The sequence below is a fragment of the Tenuibacillus multivorans genome (genome assembly GCF_900103915.1).
Classification (GTDB): domain Bacteria; phylum Bacillota; class Bacilli; order Bacillales; family Alkalibacillaceae; genus Tenuibacillus; species Tenuibacillus multivorans.
In genome coordinates this window covers 180,514-194,594 of sequence record NZ_FNIG01000002.1, presented here as the reverse complement: position 1 = coordinate 194,594, position 14,081 = coordinate 180,514, and the positions used below count along the sequence as shown (strand labels likewise).

General features: G+C 36.7%; 13 protein-coding genes. All 13 read left to right on the top strand.

Annotation, left to right across the window (positions count from 1 at the left end; all coding sequences use genetic code 11):
* Positions 1-58 precede the first annotated feature (58 nt).
* The 13 genes from BLP77_RS03645 to BLP77_RS03585 all read left to right on the top strand — a co-directional run bounded on the left by BLP77_RS03645 (position 59) and on the right by BLP77_RS03585 (position 14,061).
* The gene (locus BLP77_RS03645; RefSeq protein ID WP_093855762.1) at positions 59-1,525 is read left to right on the top strand and encodes a UDP-N-acetylmuramoyl-L-alanyl-D-glutamate--2,6-diaminopimelate ligase; all 1,467 of its coding nucleotides are present in this window, start codon (positions 59-61) and stop codon (positions 1,523-1,525) included.
* A 4-nt stretch (positions 1,526-1,529) separates the two neighbouring features.
* Entirely contained in the window at positions 1,530-2,867 is a 1,338-nt protein-coding gene (locus tag BLP77_RS03640) for a UDP-N-acetylmuramoyl-tripeptide--D-alanyl-D-alanine ligase (protein WP_093855761.1), read from the top strand.
* 25 nt (positions 2,868-2,892) lie between these two features.
* Positions 2,893-3,879, top strand: a complete 987-nt coding sequence (gene mraY / locus BLP77_RS03635) for a phospho-N-acetylmuramoyl-pentapeptide-transferase (protein ID WP_093855760.1) — start codon at positions 2,893-2,895, stop codon at positions 3,877-3,879.
* Positions 3,879-5,225: a UDP-N-acetylmuramoyl-L-alanine--D-glutamate ligase gene (murD, locus tag BLP77_RS03630; RefSeq protein ID WP_093855759.1), complete on the top strand. Its 1,347-nt coding sequence runs from the start codon at positions 3,879-3,881 to the stop codon at positions 5,223-5,225. Before mraY ends, murD begins: the two co-directional genes overlap by 1 nt.
* Before the next feature lie 54 nt (positions 5,226-5,279).
* A complete protein-coding gene (spoVE, locus tag BLP77_RS03625; protein WP_093855758.1) occupies positions 5,280-6,404 on the top strand; it encodes a stage V sporulation protein E in 1,125 nt (374 codons plus the stop codon).
* A gap of 102 nt (positions 6,405-6,506) precedes the next feature.
* Positions 6,507-7,409 carry a UDP-N-acetylmuramate dehydrogenase gene (gene murB, locus BLP77_RS03620; RefSeq protein ID WP_093855983.1) on the top strand — a complete coding sequence of 301 codons (903 nt, stop codon included), beginning with the start codon at positions 6,507-6,509 and terminating at the stop codon, positions 7,407-7,409.
* Between the two features lie 132 nt (positions 7,410-7,541).
* Positions 7,542-8,336: a cell division protein FtsQ/DivIB gene (locus BLP77_RS03615; RefSeq protein ID WP_093855757.1), complete on the top strand. Its 795-nt coding sequence runs from the start codon at positions 7,542-7,544 to the stop codon at positions 8,334-8,336.
* 120 nt (positions 8,337-8,456) lie between these two features.
* Complete coding sequence (gene ftsA / locus BLP77_RS03610; protein WP_093855756.1) at positions 8,457-9,740, top strand: cell division protein FtsA; 1,284 nt, start codon at positions 8,457-8,459, stop codon at positions 9,738-9,740.
* A gap of 63 nt (positions 9,741-9,803) precedes the next feature.
* A complete protein-coding gene (gene ftsZ, locus BLP77_RS03605) occupies positions 9,804-10,934 on the top strand; it encodes a cell division protein FtsZ (protein ID WP_093855755.1) in 1,131 nt (376 codons plus the stop codon).
* 198 nt (positions 10,935-11,132) lie between these two features.
* Complete coding sequence (spoIIGA, locus tag BLP77_RS03600) at positions 11,133-12,047, top strand: sigma-E processing peptidase SpoIIGA (RefSeq protein ID WP_176752946.1); 915 nt, start codon at positions 11,133-11,135, stop codon at positions 12,045-12,047.
* Positions 12,047-12,766: an RNA polymerase sporulation sigma factor SigE gene (sigE, locus tag BLP77_RS03595; protein WP_093855753.1), complete on the top strand. Its 720-nt coding sequence runs from the start codon at positions 12,047-12,049 to the stop codon at positions 12,764-12,766. Before spoIIGA ends, sigE begins: the two co-directional genes overlap by 1 nt.
* A gap of 170 nt (positions 12,767-12,936) precedes the next feature.
* A complete protein-coding gene (gene sigG, locus BLP77_RS03590) occupies positions 12,937-13,719 on the top strand; it encodes an RNA polymerase sporulation sigma factor SigG (RefSeq protein ID WP_093855752.1) in 783 nt (260 codons plus the stop codon).
* Between the two features lie 87 nt (positions 13,720-13,806).
* Entirely contained in the window at positions 13,807-14,061 is a 255-nt protein-coding gene (locus BLP77_RS03585) for a YlmC/YmxH family sporulation protein (protein ID WP_093855751.1), read from the top strand.
* Positions 14,062-14,081 lie beyond the last annotated feature (20 nt).

Sequence of the window (14,081 nt, the reverse complement as noted above, 5' to 3'; positions counted from 1 at the left end):
AGCATAGTTTTGCTATAATATTGACGTACAGTATAATACGTTGAAGGTAGGAGATGCCATGTTTTTACATGAGCTTTTAGAAGTACTCCAAGTATACCAAACAGCAAATATTCCTACCCGAATCAACATAACTGATATTGAAATGGATTCACGTAAGGTTGAAAAAGGTTCATTATTTGTTTGTATTAAAGGCTTTCAATCTGATGGACATGATTTTGCCTTAGAAGCTGAAAAACGAGGTGCTTATGCAGTTGTTGCTGAACAACATATTAAAACGAATTTACCGGTCATTTATGTTCCGAGTACGGTTAAGGCACTCGCATTATTAGCTGACTATTTTTATGGTCATCCAAGTCATGATCTTAATATTATCGGTATAACTGGAACCAATGGAAAGACAACGTTGACGTATCTATTAAACAGCATTTTTAAAGCCCATGGTCATCGTACCGCAGTTATTGGGACCATAGATATGACGATAATTAATGAACGTTATCCATTGTCTAATACCACACCAGATGCGTTATTTTTGCATAAGCATTTAAAAATGATGAAAGAAAAGCAGATCCAAACGGTCCTAATGGAAGTATCTTCGCATGCTTTACATTTAGGCCGTGTATTCGGCATTGAATTTGACACAGTCATCTTTACCAATTTAACTCAGGACCATTTAGACTATCATTTAAACATGAATGATTATGCGTATGCGAAGTCCTTATTATTTTCTCAGCTAGGTAATAATTATAAGCAAAGAAAAACAGCCATTATTAATGTCGATGATCGATATGCGGATGTGATGATGCAGGCAACGGGTTTTCCCGTCGTTCCATATGGTTTATCCGATGAGGCCTTTGTAAGAGCTAAAAATATCGAGTTAGGTGCGAATGATTCATTTTTTGAAGCCCTTACACTTCATTCAAAGTTTCAAGTACATTCAAAGATGACAGGTAAATTTAATATTTATAACATGCTTGCGGCTATTGCAACTTCAGAATGTTATGATATTCCTTCAGAAACAGTCAAGAATGCTTTAGAACAGTCGAACGGTGTACCTGGCCGAGTAGAGTCAGTTAAAGCTGGGCAATCGTTTGCCGTGATTGTTGATTATGCCCATACACCTGATTCGTTAGAAAACGTACTCGAGTCGATAACCGAAATTAAAAAATGTAAAATTATCACAGTGGTTGGTTGTGGTGGGGATCGTGATCGAACAAAAAGGCCGAAAATGGCAGATGTTGCGATGAAATATAGCGACTATACATTTTTTACATCTGATAACCCACGAACCGAGGACCCTAAGGCTATTCTGAAGGATATGACTGGACATTTAAGTGGTGACCGGTTTCGTGTAATAACGGATCGAAAAGAGGCGATTAAGCAAGCTATATGGTCTGCTGAGAAAGATGATATTATTTTAATTGCAGGTAAAGGACATGAAACTTATCAAGATATAAATGGTCAGCGTCACCATTTTGATGACCGAGAAATCGCTAAAGCATATATTGAAGATCGATTAAAGGAGTAAAACCATGAACATGTTTTCAACGAACGAATTAATGCAACTATTTCCGAAGCAACAAAACGCTGAAACAAATGTAGTGATTGAAGAAGTGTTTAGAGATAGCCGTCAGACTGTGACAAATGGTCTGTTTATCCCTATAATTGGAGAGAATTTTGATGGGCATGCGTTTATTTCACAAGCCATTGAACAAGGTGCTGTTGCAACGCTTTCAAGCCGAACAGATCTTGAGGGAATTCCAGAGGATTTTCCGGTGTTTTTTGTTGAAGATACCGTTGAGGCATTGCAACAGCTAGCTTCATTTTACTGTGAACGTGTCGATCCCGTTGTTGTCGGTATAACTGGTTCTAATGGTAAAACCACGACAAAAGAAATCGTATCAAACTGTCTTGCAACGTCCTATAAAGTGTGGAAAACAGAAGGAAACTTAAATAATCATATTGGTTTACCATTAACCGTATTAAGTATGGCTACTGATACGGAAGCATTGATTTTAGAAATGGGTATGAGCAATTTTGGTGAAATTGAGGAACTATCTCACATTGTAAAACCCGATTATGCAATCATAACCAATATTGGTGAATCACATATTGAGTATTTAGGGAGTCGAGAAGGTATTGCCAAAGCCAAATTGGAGATTACCTCAGGGTTAAAAGATGATGGTTTAGTTTTCATTGATGGCGATGAACCTTTATTAAAAGAGGCTGAAAGACAAGTCTCGTGTGGTTTTTCTCCTGTACATGATTACTATATTTCAGAGGTTGAGCAAATGGATGAACATACATCGTTTAATCTTAACGGAGAACCAATACAAATCCCACTTTTAGGTAAACACCAGGCTAAAAATGCAGCTTATGCCTTTGCTTTAAGTGATAAGCTTGGAATTAGCATCTCTGAAGTCAAACATGCCCTTGAGCAACTTACATTACCTTCTATGCGCTTTGAACAGCATAAAGCGGAAAATGGATCGGTTCTAATCAATGATGCTTATAACGCATCTGCGACATCAATGATGGCATCAATTGATGTATTGAAACATATGAATTATACAACACGAATCGTTGTATTAGGAGATATTCTTGAACTAGGGCCATTCTCTGAACAGGAGCATAAAAAGGTAGGAGAGGTCATGGATGATTCGATTGATGCCGTTTATACCGTTGGCGATGCCAGTGAATATATATTAAAGGGTATTCCTGATAGGTTCAATGGTGAAGTCATGCATTTTGACGATAAGAACAAGCTTATACCATACTTAAGGACCAAAATGGAAGATCATACAGCTATTTTATTCAAGGCTTCTAGAGGATTAATGTTAGAAGAAGTCGTTAATCAATTATTGAAATAAGGTTTAGAAAGGAAGGGGGAATATTATGCCTCAATCGGTTATATTCATCACGATTTGTATCGGATTTTTATTTTCAGTATTATTATCTCCAGTTTTAATCCCTTTCTTAAAGCGGTTAAAGTTTGGACAAAGTATTCGCGAGGAAGGACCCGAATCGCATCAAGTTAAATCAGGAACCCCAACAATGGGTGGGATCATCATTATCGCATCCATTTTATTCACTTCCATTTTTGTGGTGTGGCGATATGAATTTTCAAGCCAAACGAGTGAATTTCTCATCCTATTATTTGTGTTAGTCGGTTATGGGTTGGTCGGCTTTTTAGATGATTTTATTAAAATCATTAAAAAACGTAATTTAGGTCTTACGTCAAAACAAAAGATGTTATGCCAAATTTTTATTGCGGTAGTCGCCTATATCGTGTTACATAATCAAGGCTACGATACAACGATTACTGTACCAGGAACCGATTTTACTTTAGAATTTGGCTGGTTTTATAGTGTATTTTTACTACTTATGCTCGTAGGTTCCTCAAATGCCGTTAATTTAACAGATGGACTTGACGGATTGGTAGCGGGGACAGCCTCTATTGCATTTGCCGCTTTTGCTATTATAGGGACACATCAACATGTGGATGCTGAAATTATCATATTTACACTTTCGGCCGTAGGGGCTTTACTTGGGTTCTTAGTGTTTAATGGTCATCCTGCTAAAGTTTTTATGGGGGATACAGGATCATTAGCTATTGGTTCCGTTATAGCTATGGTAGCTATTTTAATGAAATTGGAATTATTGCTCATTGTTATCGGTGGCGTATTTGTGATTGAGACGCTATCTGTTATGATTCAAGTAAGTTATTTTAAACTAACAGGTGGTAAGCGAATATTTAAAATGAGTCCTTTACACCACCATTATGAATTATCAGGTTGGTCCGAATGGCGTGTGGTGGTGACGTTTTGGTTAGTCGCTATGGTATGTGCGGCTTTAGGTATATATATTGAGGTGTGGATTTAGTGAAAACATTACAACAATTTCCTTATCAACAAGTTTTAGTTTTGGGCTTAGCTCGTAGTGGGGAAGCTGCAGCGCAATTATTATATGATAGTCATATTCCATTTAAAATAAATGATATAACACCATTTGAAGAAAATAAAATTGCTCAGCACTTTGAATCACTTGGTGTCGAAGTTATTACAGGCCGTCACCCTTTATTTGTTTTAGAGGGTGTCGATTTAGTCGTTAAAAACCCTGGGATACCGTATAAACATGAATTAGTTAATGAAGCAGTTAAACGTGACATCACTGTTGTGACAGAGGTAGAGTTAGCTTATTATTTAGTGGATGGACCAATCGTAGCGATTACAGGCTCTAATGGTAAAACGACAACGACGACACTCGTACATGAATTATTAAGAGCCGGAAACTTAAATCCGCTTATCGCAGGTAATATTGGAAAGGTTGCAACTCAAGTGGTTCGTGAACAATCAAATGGACAACCTGTGGTGATGGAGTTATCATCGTTCCAATTAAAAGCTGTTGAACAATTTAAACCTGATATAGCGGTATTATTAAATATAACCGAAGCTCATCTTGATTATCACGAAACGATGGAAGACTATGTTCAGTCGAAATTAAGAATTACGGAAAACCAAACTGATGACGATTTATTGATTTATAATCATGATGATTCTGTATTGACTAAATCAATACAGACTTCTCATGCAAAATCATTCCCCTTTTCAGTTAGCGGAAGTTATAAAGAGGGGATATATGTTGATAATGGAATGATTTACAATCAAGGTGAATTCATCATCGATACGAAAGATATCTCTTTGCCTGGTGATCACAATTTAGAGAATGTACTTTCTTCCATCGTGGTTGCAATGGAATTTAATATACCTAACGAAACGATTATTCGAGTGCTTAAATCATTTACGGGTGTTAAGCATCGCCTTCAATTTGTCGAGCAGGTGTATGGTCGCAAAATATATAATGACTCTAAGGCTACAAATATTTCTGCAACCATAAAAGCCATCAACGCATTTAAAGAGCCAATCGTCTTAATGGTAGGTGGACTGGATCGAGGCAATGAATTTGATGAACTCATCCAAAATTTTAGGAATGTCAAGTATTGTGTGGCCTATGGTCAATCGGCTAAAAAAATTCAAGAGGCTTGTGAACGGCAGCACTATAATGCTTTATCTATGGTTGAGAATGTTGAACAAGCAACTATTAAAGCTTACGAAAACAGTCATTCAGGAGATGTTTTATTGTTTTCCCCAGCATGTGCGAGTTGGGATCAGTTTAAATCATTTGAAGAACGTGGAGACATGTTTCTTGAATTGGTGCATAAGCTCTAATAGGGGCTTGTCTACCAATAGCCCCGACTTCCAGTGAAGTAGGGGTGTTTTTTTATGAACAAAAAAAGAGAATTCGATCATACAAATAAGTTGCGTATGGATTATGTCCTATTAACAGCTGTCCTAATCCTTTTATTAATTGGTGTACTCATGGTATATAGTGCATCATCGGTTTGGTCCGATTATAAGTTTGGGGATGAATTTTTTTATTTAAAAAGACAGATGTTGTTTGCGATTGCTGGATTAATCGGAATATGGGTAATGGTGAAGATACCTTATTTTAAATGGGTTAATTGGGCGGTCGTCATTTATATTGCTTGTTTTGTTTTATTAATTGCATTATTTATTCCGGGCGTTGGGATTGTTCGAGGTGGTGCCAAAAGTTGGATTGGTGTAGGTGCATTTAGTATACAGCCTAGTGAATTTATGAAATTAGGTTTAATTCTGCTCTTTGCTAAGCTGTTACCACAAAACCAACATAAGCTGCCTAATTTCTTACAAGGATTTATGCCAATGTTATTATTAATCCTGTTACCGTTTGGATTAATTATGCTTCAGCCAGATTTAGGTACAGGCGTTGTGTTCGTTTTATCAGGCATGTTATTACTATTTATTGCTGGTGCAAAGATAAGCCATTTTATCGGACTAGCTTCATTAGGGTTAGTCGGACTGGCTGGTTTAATCATTTCAGCACCTTATCGAATAAGTCGTATACAAGCTTTTTTAAATCCATGGGAAGATCCGTTAGGCGATGGTTTCCAAATCATTCAGTCTTTATATGCAATCGGTCCAGGAGGTTTAATGGGTTTAGGATTTGGGAATAGTATGCAGAAGTACTTTTATCTACCTGAACCACAGACTGACTTTATATTTTCGGTTATGGCTGAAGAGTTAGGCTTGATTGGCGGAACATTTATCTTATTTTTGTTCTTTATCGTCGTTTGGCGAGGTTTTTTAATCGCTGTTCATGCTCAAGACTTATCAGCCTCGTTAATGGCCTTTGGCATCACATCGTTAATCATGATCCAAGTTATGATCAACATCAGTGTCGTCATAGGCTTAATTCCCGTTACGGGTATTACACTCCCACTATTAAGCTATGGAGGTTCATCACTAACATTAACATTATTATCACTTGGCATATTGTTAAATATAAGCCGTTATGCGACAATTAAATAAACATAATCTGTACTTTATCGGGTTAATTTCCTAAATGAAATTCAGTATAATAATAATTGAGTCATGAATGATTATGTTTAAGGTGATAAAAGGATGGTAAAGATGCAACACGTTTATAATGAATTAACAGAAAAATCCGTTGGAAAAGTTTTAATAGATGAACCTTTCAAAAAACATACGACGATTAAAATAGGGGGACCAGCTGATTTATTTATTCGCCCGAAATCAATTGACTCCCTAAAGGATGCTTTAGCTATTTTAAAAAAGCATGATTTGCCAATACGTGTAATTGGGCGAGGGTCTAATCTATTAACTCCTGACGAAGGTATAAGGGGAGCTGTTATCCAGTTCGGTAAGGGATTAGATCATCTAGAAGTTTTGGATGACCAAATCCGTGTAGGCGGTGGCTACCCATTGGTACGATTAGCGGCCATGATCAGTCGTGAAAGTTTAAGCGGTCTTGAGTTCGCTGCAGGAATTCCTGGAAGTGTTGGTGGGGCCGTCTTTATGAATGCTGGCGCGCATGGCTCTGATATATCTAAGATTTTGGTTAAAGCCCATATTCTGTTTGAGGATGGAACGACTGAGTGGTTAACCAATGAACAAATGCAATTTGATTACCGAAAATCGGTTTTACAGGATGAACGGAAAGGGTATTGTATAGAGGCTGTGTTCCAATTAGCGAGAGGGGACAAAAAAGCGGTCCTAAAGGAAATGAAAAAGCATAAGGAATATCGACGAGAAACACAACCTTGGGATTATCCTTGCGCAGGAAGCATCTTCAGGAATCCTCTACCGAATCATGCGGGGCAATTGGTTGAAGAATTAGGGTTAAAAGGTCACCGCATTGGTGGTGCAAAAATATCTGATATGCATGGGAACTTTATTGTCAATGAGGGTGATGCTTCCTATCATGATGTAATTGTCTTGATTGAGCTGATTAAAGAACAGGTAAAAGCCGAATATCAAATCGAAATGATGACTGAGGTTGAAATCCTTTCATAACAGTCTACTTTCAAAAATTCGTAACAATTGTATAGTGATTAAATTAAGTCAAATTACCTTATTATCATGGGTTTAAACTATGATATAATGATGTGAATAAGAATTTTCTGATTGTAAGGGGAAACTGTTTGAATGGCTGAAAAAAAAGTAGTCTCAATAGAAGATCGAATTCCTCAGTTAAAACAAGAGAGAAAAAAGAAGGCTAATAGGCGATTTTTTACTTATTTGACAGTCATTTTGCTATTAATTTTAGTCATTGTCTATTTACAGTCACCCTTTAGCCACATCCAATCGATTAACGTTACCCATAACCGGGTTGTCTCAGAGGATGACATTTTAGATTTAAGCGGTTTATCGACTACACAATCTTTTTGGACAGTTGATGCTGATGAAGTGGAACAAAAAATAGAGAAACATTTAGAGATTAATGAAGTCAACATTGAAAGAAAATGGTATAATCAAATCAATATCGATGTTCAAGAGTTTAGTCGCGTTGGCTATGTTAAATCTAGCAATCTATATTTTCCGGTACTAGAGACAGGTAAAATACTAGAAAAAAATGAAATCGTAGTTCCAAAAGGTGATGCACCAATCATATATGGATTTTCGGATGAGGAGCTTCTTGGTGATTTAACCAATCAACTTGCGGAGCTTGACCCCTCAATTGTTCAGTTAATATCTGAAATTTACTGGGATCCAGATGATTCAAATCATAATCGAATTAGAATGTTTACAACAGATGGACAAGAGGTTATTGCTTCCATCCATAATTTTTTAGACAAAATGAGCGTTTACCCTTCTATCTCAGCTCAACTCACGCCTGAAATGGAAGGCGTGTTGTATATCGATGTTGGAGCCTATTTTCAGCCATATAAATCAATTGAAGAAATTGAATTAGAATCAGCTGAAGAGGATACCACATCATAATGTAGAAATTTGTAACTTTTTGCTGAATTTTTGAAGGTATTACAGAACATACATTGAAATTATGTATAAGGAATTAAAATGAACAAGTCAATGATGCCTTAGTCGGAGGTGCGAGAAAAATTGAATCGTAGTGAAATATTAGTCAGTCTAGAAATTGGTACTTCCAAAGTTAAAGTTATAATTGGAGAAGTTTCTAATGATACGATGAATATCATAGGTGTTGGCGTGGCGGAATCCAAAGGGATGAAAAAAGGAGCCATTGTTGATATTGATCAAACCGTACATTCGATACAAAATGCTGTCGATCAAGCTGAACGCATGGTCGACATGGAAATTAGACGCGTGATTGTAAGTATTAACGGAAGCCATATACAATTACAGGATTGCCATGGGGTTGTCGCTGTCTCAAGTGATACAAGAGAAATTGCAAATGAAGACATTCAACGTGTCATTGAGGCATCACAGGTGATGTCCATTCCCCCAGAACGAGAAATCGTCGATGTATTTCCAAAACAATTTATTGTTGATGGACAGGACGAAATATCTGATCCACGAGGTATGATTGGAGTCCGATTAGAGATGCAAGGGACCTTAATCACTTGTGGTCGAACTAATTTACATAACATTTTAAAATGTGTTGAACGAGCAGGTTTAGAAGTTCAGGACATATGCTTACAATCATTAGCTGCAGGAGAGGTGGCATTATCTCCTGATGAGAAAAGCCTTGGTGTCGGTTTGGTGAATATCGGTGCTGGCAGTACATCGATTTCAGTCTTTACAGGTGGAGATTTAGTTGAAACATCCGTTATTCCACTAGGTGGAGACAACATAACGAAAGATTTATCTATTGGCATGAAAACGACCACTGAAGAAGCCGAAATTATTAAACAAGATTATGGACATGCTTATTTAAATGATGCCTTGGCGGATAATACTTTTTCAGTTACGACAATAGGAAGTAATGAAAAACAAACGTTTAACCAAGTACAAATTACAGAAATAATTGAAGCTCGATTAGCCGAGGTTTATCATTTTGTTTTACAAGAATTCAAACGAATGGGGTATCGCGACTTACCGGGTGGTTACGTTTTAACGGGAGGCGTAATGAGCTTACCTGGCGTCGCTGACCTAGCTCGTGATATATTTCAAACCAATGTAAGGTTATCCATTCCTACACATATCGGTGTTCGGGAACCACATTTCACAGTTGGTATTGGTACCTTGCAATTTGCTTATCGTAATGCGAAAATACAAGGTAAAGAATATGTTAGCGGGGTAAATGACTCAAGTCAAACGCCAGTCATTGAAAAGTCAGAAAAACAAGTCAAAAAAGAAGCAGCAAAGACAAGAAGTAAAAATAAAGATAATCTAGTAAAACGTCTGCAGAATTACTTTTTCGATTAATATTGAGTGATTCCTTCACAAAAGTCATGGAAAAGGAATTTTGAACAATAGGAGGAACAGAACATGTTAGATTTCGAATCAAATGTTGATCAATTAGCCAAGATAAAAGTAATCGGTTGCGGTGGTGGTGGAAGCAACGCTGTTAACCGAATGATTGAACATGGTGTACAAGGTGTCGAATTTATCGCTGTTAATACAGACGCTCAAGCTCTTAATCTATCAAAAGCTGAAACAAAACTACAAATCGGAGAGAAACTCACTAGGGGATTAGGAGCAGGCGCTAATCCAGAAGTCGGTAAAAAAGCAGCAGAGGAAAGTAAAGAAATAATTGAAGAAGCTTTACACGGTGCGGACATGGTATTTGTCACTGCTGGAATGGGTGGTGGAACAGGTACTGGTGCGGCACCTGTTATTGCGCAAATTGCCAAGGAAATCAATGCTTTAACAGTTGGTGTTGTCACTCGTCCTTTCCTATTCGAAGGACGTAAACGCTCGTCGCAAGCAACATCTGGAGTGGATTCACTTAAAGCTAATGTGGATACCTTAATTGTTATTCCGAATGATCGTTTGCTAGAAATCGTCGATAAGAATACACCAATGCTTGAAGCATTCCGCGAAGCAGATAATGTACTTAGACAAGGTGTACAAGGTATTTCAGATCTAATCGCTGTTCCTGGTCTTATTAACGTTGACTTTGCTGACGTTAAAACCATAATGGAAGATCGCGGCTCTGCACTTATGGGAATTGGTGTTGCAACAGGTGAAAACCGTGCGACCGAGGCCGCGAAAAAGGCTATATCCTCTCCTTTATTAGAAACATCCATTGACGGTGCTCATGGCGTGCTTATGAATATTTCAGGTGGCGCAAACTTAAGCTTATTTGAAGTACAAGAGGCAGCCGAAATCGTTACCTCAGCTGCTGACCAAGAGGTTAATGTTATCTTTGGTTCCGTAATCAATGAAAACTTAAAAGATGAGATTGTTGTAACGGTTATTGCAACTGGTTTTGATGAGAATACACAGCAAGAACAGACTCAAACCTTCCAACAACAGCGACCGAATATTAACCCTAGTCAATCACCAATCGGTTCGCAACAGCAGCCAAAACCAGAACCGACCAATCGCAGACCATCCTATGAAGAGGATACTTTAGACATTCCAACATTCTTAAGAAATCGTAATCGCGATCGATAAACATATGATAAACTCTGTTGCTATAAAAGCGGCAGGGTTTTTTAGATATTATAATTGCCCATTTTTGTTTAATGACAAAAGCTTGCAAAATTAGATGCTCAAAGAGCCGAAAAATTGACACGATTTTTCGGCTCTATTTTTTATACTTTAAATACAGACAAGGCATTAAAGTTTTGATTTCGATAGAGGATGAATCTCGTGCAAATCTATCTAGACTTAGTTTGGTTATTAAATCTTTTTTTTGATTGGTTAGTTTTATTGGTCGTCGCTTGGGTTATGAAACTCCCGTTTACCCATACCCGTTTATTTCTGGCGAGTCTCTATGCATCATTAATCATTCCTTTAACGTTTGTCACTAGTTTGGACTGGCTCGGGCACCCCGTTATTAAAATTATTTACTCCGTTGGAATTATTCTGATTGCCTTTAACATTCGGTCAGTCAAAACATTTATAAAATACATGTTTAGTTTTTACTTCATTAATTTTGCCATCGGAGGTGGATTATTTGGGCTGCACTTTTTCTTGCAAAGTCAGAATGTGGAATTCCCATGGTTAACATATATTGGGTATGGAAACAGTGTCAGTTGGATATTTATTGTGATCAGTTTCCCGATATTTTTATGGTTTACAAAGGATCGTCTGCAGCATTTATCTGTCACTAAACTGCATCATCAACAATTATATGATGTGTCTGTGCAATTAGATGATCGACGCATCTATCAATTAAAAGGTTTTTATGATACAGGTAATCAGCTCACACATCCATTAGTTAATAAACCCATCATGCTCATCGATGAGCCCACAGCCAGTAATTGGTTCGGTCAAGAGCTTGTTGAGCGATTAAAACATAAACCTATAGACGATACAAATTCTGAGTACATGTTTGAATATATACCGCTCAAAAAAGCTGGGGGCGATCATGGTTATATACCTGTTATTCAAGTGAATCAAATATCGATTCACGTGAATCAATTAATTCATTCAACAAAACGGGTGTACATCGGCATCCATTTTGGTAAATTTTCAAGTCAAATTTCCTATAACAGCTTATTACATCCATTATTACTTCAATCTAAAAATACAAAGGTTCAAGAAACGAAAGGAGTATCCTAATGAAGCGAGTTTGGTATCGTATAAAAAATATCTTTTTATCCATTATCATAAAGTTTAAACGAGACCCTGATGAAATATATTACATTGGGGGAAGTGAAGCCTTACCACCTCCATTATCAAAAGAAGAAGAGAAAGAGATGCTTGATCTAGTCGCTGAAGGGAATCCTAAGGGAAAATCAAAATTGATCGAACATAACTTAAGATTGGTTGTATACATTGCGAAAAAGTTCGAAAATACTGGTATTCATATTGAAGATTTAATTAGTATTGGCTCGATAGGCTTAATAAAGGCCGTTAATACATTTAATCCTGAGAAAAATATTAAGTTAGCAACATATGCATCAAGATGTATTGAAAATGAAATATTAATGTACTTAAGAAGAAATAATAAACGTAAAACGGAAATTTCTTTTGATGAACCTTTAAATGTCGATTGGGACGGTAATGAATTATTGTTGTCTGATGTGCTTGGAACAGATGAGAATATTATTACGAAGGACCTTGATTTGACAGTTGATAAAAATTTATTAAAATCTGCGTTATCAAAGCTTTCTGGAAGAGAGAAGCAAATTATGGAGATGCGTTTTGGTCTTAGAGGAAATAGTGAGCAAACGCAAAAAGATGTGGCTGAGCAATTAGGCATATCGCAATCATATATATCTCGTTTAGAGAAAAAAATTATTAAACGATTGAAAAGAGAATTTAACAAGATGGTATAGTACTGAGTAATATTATAAGGCTTCAAACACGCATTTTTAGATAAATCGAGGTGGAATTTTCTAAATTGATTTCAGAAATATAATATTTTGAAAATGATCTTATCCGCATAAAAACTCTCGTAATGGAGAAACTTTAAATTGAACATCATCTCCATACGGGAGGGGCATAAATGGCGAGACATAAAGTTGAAATTTGCGGTGTTGATACTTCAAAGTTACCAGTACTCACAAACGAGGAAATGCGTGATCTATTCAGAAGAATGCAAGATGGAGAGGTACAAGCTAGAGAAGATTTAGTTAACGGAAATTTAAGATTAGTACTCAGTGTCATCAAGAGATTTAACCATCGTGGAGAGAATGTTGATGATTTATTTCAAGTCGGATGTATTGGATTAATGAAATCTATTGACAATTTTGATTTAGGACAAAATGTGAAGTTTTCTACTTATGCGGTTCCCATGATTATAGGTGAGATTCGCAGATACTTAAGAGATAATAATCCTATTCGAGTATCTCGTTCTTTAAGAGATATCGCTTATAAGGCGTTACAAATTAAAGAACAGCTCATGAGTAAGACATCAACTGAACCAACAACCCAAGAGATTGCTAAAGAAATGGACGTTCCCCAAGAAGATATTGTCTTTGCGCTGGATGCGATTCAGGATCCAGTATCATTGTTTGAACCGATTTATAATGATGGTAGTGATCCTATCTTTGTTATGGATCAATTAAAAGATGAAAAGCAAAAAGATTCTTCCTGGGTTAATGATTTAGCTATACGGGAAGGGATTAAAGGTTTAAATGATCGTGAAAAATTAATTATTAATCAACGTTTCTTTGAAGGCAAAACACAAATGGAAGTGGCTGAGGAAATTGGCATTTCCCAGGCTCAAGTATCACGACTTGAGAAATCAGCGATTAAAGAAATGAATAAAAATGTGTTAGAAAGTTAATTTTCTTTAACAATAGCCTCTGAATAATATTCGGAGGCTATTTTTTTATCTGTTTTGACATATGTATGGAGTAAGGGGTGATGGTGCATGTTGTTATCTCAGCTGCAAACGAAGGATATTATTAATGTTGAAAATGGTGAAAAGATTGGTTTTATTAATGATTTAGAGGTCGATGTTGCCGTTGGCGTTGTGTTAGCATTAGTTATTACAACTCAAAGCAAATGGTTTGGTATATTCGGTCAAGAAGAAGAAATGCTTATTCGTTGGTCGCATATTGAAAAAATCGGGGAGGATGTTATTTTAGTTCGTGTACCCCAAATGAATCAGCAAATTGACACCTGATTATGCAGAAAAATAGCGTT

Bases quoted from the DNA above. Each gene is read 5' to 3' on its own strand.
- BLP77_RS03645 (WP_093855762.1), top strand. From the start codon at position 59: ATGTTTTTACATGAGCTTTTAGAAGTACTCCAAGTATACCAAACAGCA.
- BLP77_RS03640 (WP_093855761.1), top strand. From the start codon at position 1,530: ATGAACATGTTTTCAACGAACGAATTAATGCAACTATTTCCGAAGCAA.
- mraY (WP_093855760.1), top strand. From the start codon at position 2,893: ATGCCTCAATCGGTTATATTCATCACGATTTGTATCGGATTTTTATTT.
- spoVE (WP_093855758.1), top strand. From the start codon at position 5,280: ATGAACAAAAAAAGAGAATTCGATCATACAAATAAGTTGCGTATGGAT.
- murB (WP_093855983.1), top strand. From the start codon at position 6,507: ATGCAACACGTTTATAATGAATTAACAGAAAAATCCGTTGGAAAAGTT.
- BLP77_RS03615 (WP_093855757.1), top strand. From the start codon at position 7,542: ATGGCTGAAAAAAAAGTAGTCTCAATAGAAGATCGAATTCCTCAGTTA.
- ftsZ (WP_093855755.1), top strand. From the start codon at position 9,804: ATGTTAGATTTCGAATCAAATGTTGATCAATTAGCCAAGATAAAAGTA.
- sigE (WP_093855753.1), top strand. From the start codon at position 12,047: ATGAAGCGAGTTTGGTATCGTATAAAAAATATCTTTTTATCCATTATC.
- sigG (WP_093855752.1), top strand. From the start codon at position 12,937: ATGGCGAGACATAAAGTTGAAATTTGCGGTGTTGATACTTCAAAGTTA.
- BLP77_RS03585 (WP_093855751.1), top strand. From the start codon at position 13,807: ATGTTGTTATCTCAGCTGCAAACGAAGGATATTATTAATGTTGAAAAT.